Origin of the sequence: Sphingomonas faeni (assembly GCF_040407505.1) — a bacterium.
Classification (GTDB): Bacteria; Pseudomonadota; Alphaproteobacteria; order Sphingomonadales; family Sphingomonadaceae; genus Sphingomonas; species Sphingomonas faeni_E.
The window spans coordinates 856,400-871,116 of sequence record NZ_JAPZPQ010000001.1 but is presented as its reverse complement, the minus strand read 5'-3'; the positions used below and the strand labels follow the sequence as shown (position 1 = coordinate 871,116).

11 protein-coding genes are annotated in these 14,717 nt (G+C 65.6%); 8 read left to right on the top strand and 3 right to left on the bottom strand.

Annotation, left to right across the window (positions count from 1 at the left end; all coding sequences use genetic code 11):
* Positions 1–19: 19 nt before the first annotated feature.
* The gene (locus tag O6X71_RS04015) at positions 20–1,390 is read right to left on the bottom strand and encodes a cytochrome P450 (protein WP_353464553.1); all 1,371 of its coding nucleotides are present in this window, start codon (positions 1,388–1,390) and stop codon (positions 20–22) included.
* A gap of 104 nt (positions 1,391–1,494) precedes the next feature.
* Here O6X71_RS04015 and O6X71_RS04010 point away from each other — a divergent pair, with 104 nt between their 5' ends.
* Positions 1,495–2,274, top strand: a complete 780-nt coding sequence (locus O6X71_RS04010) for an SDR family NAD(P)-dependent oxidoreductase (protein ID WP_333960034.1) — start codon at positions 1,495–1,497, stop codon at positions 2,272–2,274.
* A gap of 259 nt (positions 2,275–2,533) precedes the next feature.
* On the opposite strand, the gene O6X71_RS04005 is transcribed toward O6X71_RS04010, so the two are convergent.
* Both O6X71_RS04005 and O6X71_RS04000 read right to left on the bottom strand, forming a co-directional pair.
* On the bottom strand, positions 2,534–4,153 hold the full coding sequence (locus O6X71_RS04005; RefSeq protein ID WP_353464552.1) for a choline dehydrogenase: 1,620 nt from the start codon (positions 4,151–4,153) through the stop codon (positions 2,534–2,536).
* Between the two features lie 57 nt (positions 4,154–4,210).
* Positions 4,211–4,783 (bottom strand): TetR/AcrR family transcriptional regulator, encoded by a 573-nt coding sequence (locus tag O6X71_RS04000; protein WP_353464551.1) that lies wholly within the window; start codon positions 4,781–4,783, stop codon positions 4,211–4,213.
* Positions 4,784–4,879: 96 nt separating this feature from the next.
* On the opposite strand from O6X71_RS04000, the gene O6X71_RS03995 reads away from it, so the two are divergent.
* From O6X71_RS03995 to O6X71_RS03965, 7 genes are all read left to right on the top strand, one after another.
* Entirely contained in the window at positions 4,880–6,133 is a 1,254-nt protein-coding gene (locus O6X71_RS03995; protein ID WP_132739425.1) for an acetyl-CoA C-acetyltransferase, read from the top strand.
* Complete coding sequence (locus tag O6X71_RS03990) at positions 6,133–7,671, top strand: acyl-CoA synthetase (protein ID WP_353464550.1); 1,539 nt, start codon at positions 6,133–6,135, stop codon at positions 7,669–7,671. Before O6X71_RS03995 ends, O6X71_RS03990 begins: the two co-directional genes overlap by 1 nt.
* On the top strand, positions 7,668–8,765 hold the full coding sequence (locus O6X71_RS03985; protein ID WP_353464549.1) for an acyl-CoA dehydrogenase family protein: 1,098 nt from the start codon (positions 7,668–7,670) through the stop codon (positions 8,763–8,765). The genes O6X71_RS03990 and O6X71_RS03985 overlap by 4 nt, the downstream gene beginning before the upstream one ends.
* A gap of 10 nt (positions 8,766–8,775) precedes the next feature.
* On the top strand, positions 8,776–9,996 hold the full coding sequence (locus O6X71_RS03980; protein ID WP_353464548.1) for an acyl-CoA dehydrogenase family protein: 1,221 nt from the start codon (positions 8,776–8,778) through the stop codon (positions 9,994–9,996).
* A gap of 83 nt (positions 9,997–10,079) precedes the next feature.
* Positions 10,080–10,643 carry an NMCC_0638 family (lipo)protein gene (locus O6X71_RS03975; RefSeq protein ID WP_353464547.1) on the top strand — a complete coding sequence of 188 codons (564 nt, stop codon included), beginning with the start codon at positions 10,080–10,082 and terminating at the stop codon, positions 10,641–10,643.
* Positions 10,644–10,685: 42 nt separating this feature from the next.
* Positions 10,686–12,104 carry a coniferyl aldehyde dehydrogenase gene (locus O6X71_RS03970; RefSeq protein WP_353464546.1) on the top strand — a complete coding sequence of 473 codons (1,419 nt, stop codon included), beginning with the start codon at positions 10,686–10,688 and terminating at the stop codon, positions 12,102–12,104.
* A 203-nt stretch (positions 12,105–12,307) separates the two neighbouring features.
* Positions 12,308–14,716: a TonB-dependent receptor gene (locus O6X71_RS03965; RefSeq protein WP_353464545.1), complete on the top strand. Its 2,409-nt coding sequence runs from the start codon at positions 12,308–12,310 to the stop codon at positions 14,714–14,716.
* The last annotated feature ends 1 nt before the right edge of the window (position 14,717 follow it).

The following is a 14,717-nucleotide window of genomic DNA, read 5'->3' as shown; positions in this document are numbered from 1 at the left end:
ATGCGACGATGACGAATTGTTACGCGGACGCAAGTGGTACGAACGTCACCGGCAAGCCATCCTTGGGTCGCGGAATCGGGAACACCTGCCACGCCTCGCCGCTGCCCGCCGCCGCCTCGATCCGGTAGCGCAGGAGCAGATGTGCGATCAGCAGTCGCATCTGCATCGTCGCGAAGTGCAAGCCGATGCACATGTGCGCGCCGCCGCCGAACGGCACCCACGCGAACCGGTGGCGGCCCTTCGACGCTTCGGGCGTGAAGCGGAACGGGTCGAACTTGTCGGGATCGGGCCAGTGCTCGGCCATCCGGTGCGTGAAGGTGATGGCGGTGTTGACGCTCGTGCCCACCGGGATATCGAACCCGCCGAAGCTGAAATCCTTGAGCGCACGCCGCGGAATCGACGGGACCGGCGGCATCATCCGCAGCGATTCCTTGAACGCGTATTCGGTGAGGATCAGGCGATCGAGCTGCTCGGTCAGCGGCACATCCGGGTCGAGCGCCGCAACCTCTTCGCGTAGCCGCTCCTGCCAATCCGGGTTGCGCGCGAGCAGCATCACGAGGCTGGTCGCGGACGAGGTGATCGTGTCGTGCGCCGCCATCATCAGGAAGTTCATGTGGTCGGCGATCGCCAGCGCGGACAGCGGTGCGCCGTCGTCATCGGTCGCGCGGCAAAATTGCGAGAAGAAATCCTGGCCGTCGCCGGTCCGCCGTGCGGGAATTTCGCGCTCGAAGAAATCGACCAGATACGCGCGGGCACGCACGCCTTTGCGCATCTGCGTGCCGGGCCAGGGTTTGCGGATCGGCGACACGCTCGCCTGCACCTCGTCGACGAATGCCTGGTTGATCCGGTCCGCCTCCGCGCCGAGCGGCACGCCGAGGAAGCTGGTCGCGGCGAGATCGAGCGTGAGCTTCTTCACCACATCGTAGAAGCGCAAGGTCTGCCCGGCCCAGCCGCCGATCGCGGCCTCGATCCCGGCATCTAGCTCAGTCGCGCAGTGCCGCATCGGTTCGGGCTTGAACGCGACCGACAGCGCCTTCCGGTCGGCGCGATGCTTGTCGAAATCCATCAGCATCAGGCCACGCGGAAACAGCATGTTGAGGAGCGGGCCCCAGCCTTGTTCGGACGAGAAGATCTTGTCGCGATCGAACAGCACCAGCTCGTTCGCATCGGGACCGAGCAGGTTGACGCCGGTCCCGCCGAGCGCGCGGTTGCGATAGATCGGGCCGTACCGCGCTGCCATTCCTTCCGAGAACGCGATCGGATCAGCGAGCAACTTGAACGTGTTGCCGACGAACGGCAGGCCGTTGCTCCCCGGAATATGATCGAGCGCGCCCTTGGGCTGGCGCGGAAGCCAGTGCGGGCTGGCGTTCTGCAACATGGCGTGGCTCATCGTCGGATCCTCAGCGACATGCCGGCTTGGCAAGCCTCGAATACCGGCATAACTATTGTTCTGCAACCGGGGCGCGGACCTCGGGGCTTTAACAGGAGAGATGCATGGACCTCGCAAACACTGCTGCCGTCGTGACCGGCGGCGCGTCGGGCCTGGGCGCCGCCACGGCGCGCGCGCTTGCCGCCAAGGGGGTGAAGGTGGCGATATTCGACCTGCAGGCGGACAAGGGTGAAGCGCTCGCGGACGAGATCGGCGGGGTGTTCTGCAAGGTCGATGTCACGTCCGACGACAGCGTCGATGCTGGGTTCGCGGCGGCGCGCGCGGCGCATGGCCAGGAGCGGATCCTCGTCAATTGCGCAGGCACGGGGAACGCGGCGAAGACTGCCGGGCGATCGAAGCAGGATGGCTCGATCAAGCATTTCCCGCTCGATGCGTTCGACCGGATCATCCAGATCAACCTCGTCGGCACGTTCCGTTGTCTTGCGAAGTCGGCGGCGGGGATGCTGACGCTGGAGCCTGGCGAGGACGGCGAGCGTGGGGCGATCGTCAACACGGCCAGTGCTGCGGCGGAGGACGGCCAGATGGGGCAAGCCGCGTATTCGGCGTCGAAGGCAGGCGTGGTCGGCATGACCCTGCCGATCGCGCGCGATCTTATGAGCGAGGGGATTCGGGTGAACACGATCCTGCCGGGGATTTTCGATACACCGCTGCTGGCCGCCGCGCCGCAGCAGGTGCGCGATGCGCTGGCGGCGTCGGTGCCGTTTCCCAAGCGGCTGGGTCGGCCGGAGGAGTTTGCGGCGCTGGCGCTGACGATGATCGAATGCGGGTATTTCAATGGGGAGGACGTGCGGCTTGATGGCGCTATCCGGATGGCGCCGCGGTGATGTAAGCCGCCCCCGCTCCTCTCACGGCAAAGCGCCGGGCGGGGCCCTTCCCTCTCTCAATTAGAGGAAGGTGAGGCGGCGACGGGGCAAGATGGGTACGCTTGGTACCAACCTCCACCCCGGCGAAGGCCGGGGCCCAATTGGGGAACGCCAGTAACTAAGGGCAGCGCCTCGTTACTGCGACCTTTCCAATTGGGCCCCGGCCTCCGCCGGGGTGGTGTCTAGTTAGCCAGGTTGGTGAATTGTGGAGGGCGGACCCTTAGGCCGCCCGCGCCAGTTGCCGCCCCTTGATCATGTCCGCCGCCTTCTCCGCGATCATGATCGTCGGCGCGTTGGTGTTGGACCCGATCAGCGTCGGCATCACCGAGGCGTCCACCACCCGCAACCCCTGAAGTCCGCGCACGGCCAAGGTCGCATCGACCACCGCCAGCGCGTCGTCTGCAGCGCCCATCTTGCACGTCCCGACCGGATGGTAGATCGTCTCCGCCGTCCGCCGCACCCAGGCGTCGATCTCGTCGTCAGTCCGCACATCCTCGCCCGGCGACAGTTCCCCAGCGCGGTACGGATCGAGCGCCGCTTGGCGTGCCACGTCGCGCCCGATCCCGATGCAGGCGCGCATCACCCGACGATCTTCCGCGGTCGCCAAATAATTCGCAGCTATCACCGGATCGGCGAACGGATCGGCAGAGCGCAGCCCGATCCGTCCCCGGCTTTCGGGGCGCAACTGGCACAGGTGCAGCGTGAAGCCGTCCTCGGTCGCCTTGACCTTGCCGTGATCCTGCATGATCGCGAGCACCGCGTGGATCTGCACGTCGGGCCGCGACAGACCCTCGCGCGACGACACGAACGCGCCTGCCTCGAGGAACTGCTGCCGCCCCGCGCCCTTGCCGCGCAACAGGTAATTGAGCCCGACGCCGATCATCCCGACGCCCTTGGTCATCGCGTACCCGGTTCGCAGCCCACGCGATTTCCAGTTCATCACGACGTCGAGATGATCCTGCAAATTCTCGCCGACGCCGGGCAGCGCGTGCACCACGCCGACACCCGCCGCGGTCAGCCGGTCCGGATCGCCGATCCCCGATAGCTGAAGGATATGCGGCGACTGCACCGCCCCCGCGCATAGCAGTACCTCGCGCGTCGCCGTCACGCTCTCCTTCCGCCCGCCCTTGTCGAGCACATAGTCGACACCGACCGCACGCCCCTTGTCGATCCGGATCCGCGTCGTCCGCGCGCCCGTCACGCAGGTCAGGTTACGCCGCGACAACACCGGCCGCAGATACGCCGCCGCGGTGCTCCAGCGCTTCCCGTCCGCGACGGTCAGGTCGTAGCGCCCGAAGCCCTCTTGACTCGCGCCGTTGAAATCCTCGGTTACCGGGTACCCCGCCTGCCGCCCCGCCTCGACCAGCGCGTCGTAGAACGGACTGTCGGACTCGCCGCCCGAGATCGTCAGAGGCCCCCCACCGCCGTGCAAGGGGCACTCGCCGCGATGATGCCCTTCGAGCCGCTTGAAATACGGCAGCACGTCGTCGAACGACCAACCGGGCAAGCCCATCTGCCGCCACTCGTCATAATCCTGCGGATGCCCCCGCGTGTAGATCATGCCATTGATCGACGAACTCCCGCCCAGCCCCTTGCCGCGCGGCCACCACAGGCGACGGTTATCGAGATGCGGCTCGGGCTCGGTCGAGAAGCCCCAGTTGCTCGCATTCTTGCTCTTGATGAGTTCCCCGACACCCGCGGGCATTCGCACCAGCACACCGTCGTTGCGGCCGCCCGCCTCCAGCAGCAGCACCGACACGTCGGCGTCCTCGGTCAATCGCGCGGCGAGCACACAGCCGGCCGAGCCCGCGCCGATAATCACGTAGTCATACGTCTGCATGCCCGCATCCTATTGTTCGCGCTCCGCTTTTTTACGGAGTCGCGTCAGTCCACTACGCTAGCGCTCGCACAGCAGTGTCAGCAATCCCTCGCGAACGACGCTGCGCTCAATCCCTTCGGCGGCATGGACCTGGCTGAGGCCGATAGCCAACAGCGCATAGCTGCGGATCCCCGCCTCGGCAGGCTCGAACCCATGCGCCATGAGTTGCTCGACGAGGAACGCCATCACCGTGTCGTCATGCTCGCGGATCGCCGCCGCCACTCGCGCGTCGCTTTTCGCCCAGGCGCGCATCGCCAAGGCCAGCTGCGCCATGTCGTGGTCGCGAACATGATCCGCGAATGCGCGAATGCGCTCTACCGGTGGAAGCCCCGACGCGGACAACGTGACGATCAACGGATCGATATGCGCTTCGACGAAATACCCCGCGAGCGCCGCATGATACCCATCGAAGTCCTTGAAATGATGGTAGAAGCTTCCCGTCGATGCACCAAGCGCCTGCGCCAGCCCGCGAAGCTTCAGCGCGCGGAGCCCGCCATTCTTCAGCAACTGCAAGCCGATTTCCAACCAGTCGCGCGGCGCCAGATCTGCGCGTGGTGCCGCCCCGTCTTCCAACAATACCCTGCTTGACAAGCCATTCCCCATAACGAATGTTACGTCGTACCGAAGCCGGACGCAATCCGGCATCAGGCACCACGACCGAACCGGCGGGTGCAACAGGAGAGCGATGTGGCCGAGGCACTGATCATCGACGCCGTCCGTACCCCGCGCGGTATCGGCAAGACCGGCAAGGGCGCGCTTGCGCACATGCACCCCCAACATCTCGCCGCGACCGTCCTGAAGGCGATTGCCGAGCGAAACAAGCTAGATACCGCCGATGTCGACGACATCATCTGGTCGACCTCGACGCAGCGCGGCGAGCAGAGCGGCGATCTCGGGCGGATGGCGGCGCTCGACGCGGGCTATGATGTCAAGGCGAGCGGGACGACGCTCGACCGGTTCTGTGGCGGCGGGATTACCGCGGTAAACTTCGCTGCGGCGCAGATCATGAGCGGGATGGAAGACCTCGTCATCGCCGGCGGCACCGAGATGATGTCGCTGACTACGACGATGATGCAGGACGACATGGCGGCGGGCAAGCGGCCGCTCGGCATCGGCTCGGGCAACGCACGGCTCGACGCCGCGCATCCGCAATCGAACCAGGGTATCTGCGCCGACGCGATCGCCAGTATCGAAGGGATCGACCGCGAAACGCTCGAAGCTCTTGGGCTGGAAAGCCAGCGCCGTGCCGCGGTAGCGATCGCCGAAGGGCGGTTCGATCGCAGCCTCGTGCCTGTCACCGACGATACTGGTGCGCTGGTGCTCGAAAAGGACGAATATCCGCGGCCCGATACCACTGCCGAGGGTCTCGCCGCGCTCCGTCCGTCGTTCGCCGGGATTGCCGACATTCCGCTCGACGACAAGGGCACGACGTATCGCAAGCAGATCAACCGGCGTTATCCCGACGTGGATATCAAGCACGTCCATCACGCCGGCAATTCGTCGGGCGTGGTCGATGGCGCCGCCGCGGTGCTGCTCGCGAGCGCCGATTACGCCGCCAAGCATGGGCTGAAACCGCGCGCGCGGATCGTCGCGATGGCGAACATGGGCGACGACCCGACGCTGATGCTCAACGCCCCCGTCCCCGCCGCGCGGAAGGTTCTGGCGAAGGCCGGACTGACGGTCGACGACATCGATCTGTGGGAGATCAACGAGGCGTTCGCGGTGGTCGCCGAGAAGTTCATCCGCGACCTGAAGCTCGACCGCGACAAGGTGAACGTCAACGGCGGCTCGATCGCGCTCGGCCATCCGATCGGCGCGACCGGCGCGATCCTGATCGGCACGATATTGGACGAACTCGAACGCCGCGATCTGAAGCGCGGGCTGGTGACGATGTGCGCGGGCGGCGGGATGGCCCCGGCGATCATCATCGAGCGCGTCTGATGCACCCCGTCGCGCATGCGCTGACGACGCCCGACAAACCCGCCTACATCATGGCGGCGACGGGCGAGACGGTGACGTATCGCGACCTCGACGAACGCGCGAACCAGGGCGCGCACCTGCTCCGGTCGCTCGGGCTCAGGCGCGGCGACGGGATCGCGGTGCTGATGGACAACTCACCGCGCTATCTGGAGGTGATGTGGGCGGCGGAACGCACCGGCGTCTATTGCACGTGTCTCTCGTCGAAACTGACCGCGAGCGAGGCGGCGTACATCATCCGCGATGGCGACTGCCGCGTGCTGATTGCGAGCAAGGGTTGCGCAGAGGTGGCAGCGGCCTTGGTTCCGATGCTCGACGACGTGCGCCGCTACGTCGTCGACGGCGCGATCGACAGGTACGCGGCGTACGAAGCGGCGCGCGACGCAAAGCCCGCCACGCCGATTGCTGATCCGTCGCCCGGCGGGATCCTGCTCTATTCGTCGGGCACCACGGGCAAGCCCAAGGGGGTGAAACACGCGCTGTCTGACGAGCTGTTCGGGACCAACGTCTCGCCACTCGTGATGCTCGGCAAAGGGCTGTACGGGTTCACGTCCGAGATGGTCTATCTGTCGCCCGCGCCGCTCTACCACGCGGCGCCGCTGCGCTGGTCGATGGCAGTGCATCAGGTCGGCGGCACCGTCGTCGTCATGGAGCATTTCGACCCGCAAGCCGCGCTCGCCGCGATCGAGCGCTACCGGATCACGCACGCGCAATGGGTGCCGACGCACTTTATCCGCCTGCTCAAACTCCCGCCAGACGTCCGCGCGCGCTACGATGTGTCGTCGTTGAAGGCGGTATGGCACGCCGCGGCCCCCTGCCCGCTCCCGGTCAAGCAGGCGATGATCGACTGGTGGGGGCCGATCATCGGCGAATATTACGCCGGCACCGAAGGCAACGGCTTCTGCGCGATCTCCAGCGCGGAGTGGCTGACGCACAAGGGCTCGGTCGGCCGCAACCTCACCGCGCAGACGATGATCTGCGACGAGGATGGCAACGCGCTCCCTGCGCGCTCCGAAGGCGACGTCTATTTCGCGGGCGGCGGCGCGTTCGAATATCACAACGATCCCGCAAAAACCGCCGAGGCAGCCAACGCGCACGGCTGGACGACGCTCGGCGATGTCGGCTGGCTCGACGAGGAGGGCTACCTCTACCTCACCGACCGCAAGAGCTTCATGATCATCTCGGGCGGCGTGAACATCTATCCCGCCGAGATCGAGAACCTTCTCGTCACCCATCCGAAGGTCGCCGACGTCGCGGTGATCGGTGCGCCCGACGACGAGATGGGCGAACAGGTGGTGGCGATCGTCTGCCCCGCCGACCCGACCGAGGATCGCGCGCAACTGGCGGCCGAACTCAGCGCGTTCGCCCGTGCGAACCTTAGCCATGTGAAAGCGCCGCGCCGGATCGACTTCCGCGACACGCTGCCGCGGCACGAGACGGGCAAGCTCTACAAGCGCCTGCTCCGCGACGAATATTGGGCGAAGCCTAAGGAGTCCGCATGAACTTCGATTATTCCGACGACCAGAAATTCCTCAAGGACGAGGCGCGCAAGTTCCTGGCTGCGCATTGCGGCAGCGACCGCGTCCGCGCGGTGCTCGACGATCCCGCCAAAGCGTATGATGCGGACTTATGGAAAGCGATCGGCGCGCAAGGCTGGCTCGGCGCGGCGATACCCGAGGAATTTGGCGGACTGGGCCTTGGCCATATCGAACTTTGCGCGATCGCCGAGGAACTCGGGCGAGCCTGCGCGCCGATCCCGTTCGCCTCGACCGTCTATTTCGTCGCCGAAGCGCTGATGCTGTACGGCAGCGACACCCAGAAAGTCCGCTGGCTCCCGAGGATCGCGGCGGGCGACGTCATCGGCGCGTTCGCTACCTCGGAAGGCGCCGGCCCGGTGACCGCCCGCTCGATCCACACCACCGTTTCCGGTGGCAAGCTCACCGGCGAGAAGATCCCCGTCACCGATGGCGACGTCGCCGACCTGATCGTCGTCCTAGCCCGCGACGGCCTCTATCTCGTCGAGAAGGGCGCAGGCGTTTCCACGGAAGTCCTCGAAACACTCGACCCAACCCGCAGCGCCGCCCGCCTCTCCGTCACCGACGCGCCTTGCGAAAAGCTTGGCAGCGACGACGGCATTGCCGCGATGCAGGCGGTGTTCGACCGCGCCGCCGTGCTCCTCGCGTTCGAGCAACTCGGCGGCGCGGACCGCTGTCTCGACATGGCGAAGGGCTACGCGCTCGATCGCTACGCCTTCGGCCGGCAGATCGGCGGCTACCAGGCGATCAAGCACAAGCTCGCCGACATGTACGTGAAGAACGAACTCGCGCGCTCGAACGCCTATTACGGCGCGTGGGCGCTGAACGCGGGCGCGGCCGAACTGCCGCTCGCCGCCGCCACCGCGCGCGTCGCCGCCTCCGACGCCTATTGGTTCGCGTCGAAGGAAAACATCCAGACGCATGGCGGGATGGGCTTCACCTGGGAGTCCGACTGCCATCTCTATTACCGCCGCTCGCGCCAGCTCGCGCTCGTCGCAGGCAGCCCCGCGGCGTGGCGCGAACGTCTCGTCGGCCAACTCGAAATGCGCAACGCCGCCTGAAAGGACGAGCATGGACTTCAAGGACAGCGACGCCGAAGCCACGTATCGCGCAGCCGCACGCGCGTGGCTCGACGCGAACATCGCCGAGCATGACGCGGGCCACTATCCCGACGATATGGCCAAGGCGAAGGCATGGCAGGCACGCAAGGCGGCGGGCGGCTACGCCTGCATCACCTGGCCGCAGGAATGGGGTGGCGGCGGGGGCACCCCGATCGAAAGCGTCATCTTCGGGCAGGAAGAAGCGCGCCACGCGGTTGACGGCAGCTATTTCACGATCGGGCTTGGCATGTGCGTGCCGACCGTAATGGCCTATGCCGACGACGCGACCAAGCACCGCTTCGTTGGCCCCGCGGTGCGCGGCGACGAGATTTGGTCGCAGCTTTTCTCCGAACCCGCCGGCGGCTCCGACGTCGCCGCAATCCGCACGCGCGCGGTGCGTGCCAAAAATGTGGACGGCAGCGACGACTGGGTCATCAACGGGCAGAAGGTCTGGACCTCGGGCGCGCACTACAGCGACTACGGCATCGTCCTGGTCCGCACCAACCCCGACGTGCCCAAGCACCAGGGCCTGACGATGTTCTGGCTCGACCTGAAGGCGCCGGGTATCGAAATCCGTCCGATCCACCAGATGTCCGGCGGGTCGAGCTTCAACGAAGTGTGGTTCGAGGACGTCCGGATTGCCGACGCACAGCGGCTTGGACCGGTCGATGGCGGCTGGAAGGTCGCGCTGTTCACGCTGATGAACGAGCGTCTCGCGATCGGTACGAGCGGCGGGGTCGGCCCCGAGGACATCCTCGCCTTCGCCGCCCAGGCCAGCGGCGCAGACGGCCCGCTGCTGAAGGACGCCGCGTTCCGCCAGAAGCTCGCCGACTGGTGGGTGCAATCGGAGGGCCTGCGCAACACCCGGATGCGGACGATCACCGCGTTGTCGAAAGGACAGGTGCCCGGCCCCGAAAGCTCGATCGGCAAGATCGTCGCCGCCAACCAGCTCCAGGCGATCGGCAACACCGCGGTCGAGGCGGGCGATCAATACGGCATCATAGCCGACCCCGCCCTCACCCCGCTGAAAGGTGCGTTCCACGCCGCGACGATGTGGGCGCCGGGCCTCCGCATCGCCGGCGGCACCGACGAGATCCTCAAGAACATCATCGCCGAACGCGTCCTCGGCCTCCCCGGCGAAATCCGCGTGGACAAGGATCAGGCGTTCCGGGACCTCCCGGTCGGGGCGTGATGTCTCGCGCCTGAGAACGTGTAGGTTAGCTGCGATACTATGGCCTACCCGGCGGACGCTGTCGGGGTGAACGGGGGAAAGCTATGTCGCTCTTGCTGGCTTTGTTGACGATAACTACCACTCCAGCGGCGGAGGAACGTCTTTTACGACTGACCAAATTGTACGAGGATCTCTGTCTCCATCGCTTTCCGGACGACAAGGGTGTCGAGGCCATGATGGTAGCACGAGGAGCACGAGAACTGTCCAAGTCCGACGTAAAGGTTACGATGCGTGATGATCCTGCACGTGCTTGGGATCTGAACGATGAGGGCGCAACGTTGTGGATCGAGTATCCGCCCTTCCATGCCTGCTCCGTCCGCTGGAGCGCGCCAAAAATTGGCAACATGGATGCGTATCGGGCTATCGCCAAAACCTACGAAGACGCGATTGGGGGCTTTGTCCCGATCAGTCCTATGGACGGGGATCAGGGCGACATTCACATCCACGCCGTCGGCGAAACGCGTACCCTTCCCGACAAAACGACCGAGTCCTTGCTCTTTTTCGAGCAAAGGATCACCGATTTGAAGCGGCGTGCAGCTAGCGAAACAGGCTTCACGCTAAGGTTCGTCCACCAATATGCGCCGCCCGAACCTCCAGCAGTTAACTGATAGCCTGATATATTCGAGCCCGTAGCTCTAAAGGACGCTTCGATGACCGACATGCAAACCATCCTCACCACGCAGCGTGATGCGTTCATGGCCGAGCTTCCCGTCGCCAAGGCGGTGCGCCTCGACCGGCTCAAGCGCGCGGCGGCGATGGTGCGGGACAATGCTGCGGCGTTCTGCGACGCGGTATCGGAGGATTTCGGGCATCGTAGCCGCGAGCAGACGATGATCACCGATATCGGTGCTTCGCTCGCGCCGATCGCACACGCCGCGAAGCATCTCGAACGGTGGATGCGGCGGGAGCGGCGCGCGGTTCAGTTTCCACTGGGGCTGCTCGGCGCGAGGGCGTGGCTCGAATATCAGCCCAAGGGCGTCATCGGCATCATCGCGCCGTGGAATTTTCCCGTGAACCTGCTCATGGCGCCGCTCGCAGGCGTGTTGGCCGCGGGCAATCGCGCGATGGCGAAGACGAGTGAGTATACGCCCGCGACTGCCGCGCTGTTCGAGGACCTCGTGCCGAAGTATTTCGCGCTGGACGAATTTGTCGTCATCTCGGGCGGTGCGGACGTCGGGAAGACGTTCGCCGCGCTGCCGTTCGACCATCTCATCTTCACCGGCGCGACGGCGATCGGTCGCCACATCCTTCACGCCGCCGCCGATAACCTGACGCCCGTCACGCTCGAACTGGGCGGCAAGTCGCCCGTCATCCTCGGGGCGTCGGCGGATATCGCGCGCGCGACCGAGCGCGTGACGCTCGGCAAGATGATGAACGCCGGGCAAATCTGCCTCGCGCCCGATTACATGCTCGTCCCCTCGGCCGACGAAGCCAAGGTCGTCGACGGCATCAAGGCCGCCGCCAGCGCGATGTACCCCACCCTGCTCGCCAACGCCGACTACACTTCGGTAGTCAACGATCGCCACCACCAGCGCCTCACCGACTGGATCGCCGACGCCCGTGCGAAGGGCGCGACCGTCGAGGTCGTGAACCCCACCAACGAGGATTTCGGCGCCGCCAACTCGCGAAAGATGCCGCTGCACATCGTCCGCGACGCGACCGACGACATGATCGTGATGCAGGAGGAGATCTTCGGCCCGGTCCTGCCGATCCGCCGCTACGACGGGATCGACGACGCGATCGCGCAGGTGAACCGCCGCGACCGTCCGCTCGCGCTCTATTATTTCGGCACCGACGACACCGAGCGCCGGCGGGTGATGGACCGGACGATTTCGGGCGGCGTGACGCTCGACGACGTGATCTTCCACGTCTCGATGGAGGACCTGCCCTTCGGCGGCAGCGGACCGTCGGGGATGGGTGCGTATCACGGCATCGATGGCTTCCGCACGTTCAGCCATGCGCGGGCTGTCTACAAGCAGTCGAAGTTGGACGTTGCCAAGCTTGCCGGGCTCAAGCCGCCTTATGGTGCGGCGGCGGCGAAGACGATCGCGCGGATGATGCGGGGGTGATGGCTATCGTGACTGGCACACGTGCCCTCACCTTTGCCACGGCTAAGTAGCCGCGGGCCCCTTCTCTCTCCCGTTGGGCGAGGCATTCGGGTCACTACCGTAACAATATCGCCGATCGTCTTGAAACCGTCTTCGATCTGTCGCCGACGCGTCACGTCGATCGGCAAAGGGCCGCTGAGCGCCGTCGCGCTTCAGGGGACATCATGCAGACCATATCGTCGCTTTTCGCCGGTGTCGCACTCGCGGCGCTCGCCACGCCTGCCGCGTTTGCCCAGGCCGCCCCGGAGTCCGCACCGGAAACCCCGGTAGCTGCGCCGGCAGAAGTTCAGGCTGATCCGGCACCCGAGACGTCGCCCGACATCGTCGTGCTCGGCTTCGGCCAGAGCCGCCAGGTCCAGAGCGTCAGCGCCGTCGATCTCGCGCGCCTCACCCCCGGTTCGAGCCCGTTGAAGGCGATCGAGAAGCTCCCCGGCGTCAATTTCCAGGCGTCCGATCCGTTCGGCGCGTATGAATGGGCGGTCCGGATTTCGCTGCGCGGGTTCAATCAGAACCAGCTCGGCTTCACGCTCGACGGCGTTCCGCTCGGCGACATGAGCTACGGCAACGTCAACGGACTGCACATCAGCCGCGCGATCATTTCCGAGAACGTCGCCCGCACCGAAGTCGCGCAGGGCGCGGGCGCGCTCGGCACCGCATCGACCAGCAATCTCGGCGGCACGATCCAGTTCTTCAGCGACAAGCCCCGCGATACCGCCAACGTCACCGGCGGCGGCACCTATGGGTCGGACAACACGTACCGTGGCTATGCGCGTATCGACAGCGGCGATCTCGGCGGCGGTCTCAAGGGCTATCTGAGCTACGGCTACCTGACGACCGACAAGTGGAAGGGCGACGGCGTCCAGCGCCAGCATCAGGCGAACGGCAAGATCGTCAAGGATCTGGGCAGCTTCGGCAGCCTGTCCGCGTTCGTGAACTTCTCCGATCGTCGCGAGCAGGATTACCAGGATCTCAGCTACGACATCATCCGTCGTCGCGGCCTGCGCAACGACAACATCGCCGACAACTATCCGCTCGCGCCCCAGATCGCGAAGACCTACCAGAACCAGGGTGCGCTCGCGACGTATACGAAGGCGAACAACGGGTCGTCGGTCGGCTTCGTCGCGCCGTGGGCCGGCGTCGGCACGACCTTCCCTACCGGGTTCGGCACTGTCGATGATGCGTATTTCGATGCCGGCGGTGTCCGGCGCGATTACCTTGGCGGCGTCACGCTGGACGCGAACCTGACGCCCGAACTGACGATGACCACCACCGGCTATTATCACAACAACAAGGGTCAGGGATCGTGGATCACGCCCTATTCGCCGACCCCGGCGGGTGCGCTGAACCAGGACGGCAGCGCGATCACCGCGCCCAGCCCGCTCGGCTTCCGCACGACGGAGTACAGCATCAAGCGTGGCGGAGCGCTCAGCAACATCGCCTATGAGACGGGCGCGAACACCTTCGAGATCGGCGGCTGGCTGGAGACCAACACGTTCACGCAGGCCCGGCGCTTCTACGGCATGACCGACAGTGCGACGCCCAACCGCGACGTGCTGAAGTTCCAGAAGAACTCGTACGCAACGCAGTGGGACGGCAAATACGGCACCGACACGATGCAGTATCATGTCGAGGACACGCTGAAGCTTATCAACGACCGCCTGATCGTCAACGCCGGGTGGAAGGGCGCCTATGTCGTCAACAGCGCGACGATGCTGCCCGATACGACCGCGCCGCTCTCGGTCGGCCGTATCTCGGCCAAGGACTGGTTCCAGCCACAGGCCGGCATCCTGTTCAAGCTGACACCGGCGGCGGAAGTGTTCGCGGATTATACCGAGAACATGCGGGCGTTCGTCTCGTCGGCGACCACCGGGCCGTTCGCGGCGACGCAGGCCGGCTTCAACGCCGTCCGCGGGCGCCTCAAGCCCGAGCGGTCGAAGACGGCGGAAGGCGGCGTCCGCCTGCATAGCGGCCCGTTCCAGGCATCGGCGGTCGGCTATTATGTCGACTTCTCGAACCGCTTGCTCGCGTTTGCCAACGGGGTCGGCATCCTCGGCAACGCACCGACGCTCAACAACGCCGGCAGCGTGCGGACCTATGGTGCGGAAGTCTCCGCCAACTACCGCGTGTTCCGCCCGCTCTCGCTGTTCGCGAGCTATTCCTACACCAACGCGGAATACCAGGACACGGTCACCGACGCCTCCGGCTCGGTCCAGGTCCGCAAGGGCGACACCGTCGTCGATACGCCCAAGCACATGGTCAAGGGCGAGATCGTCCTCGAACAGTCGGGCTTCACCGGCCGGGTCGGCGCGGATTACATGAGCAAGCGCTACTTCACCTATCTCAACGACCAGTCGGTGCCGAGCCGCGTGCTGGTCGATGCCAGCATCGGCTACCGCTTCGAGGGTGACGGCGCGCTCCACGGCGTCGCGATCGAGGGCAACGTCACCAACCTGACCAACAAGAAGTATATTTCGACGATCGGCTCGAATGGTTTTACCGCCAGCGGAGACAACCAGACGCTACTTGCCGGCGCACCACGCCAGTTCTTCGTGTCGTTGAAGAAGGGTTTTTAAA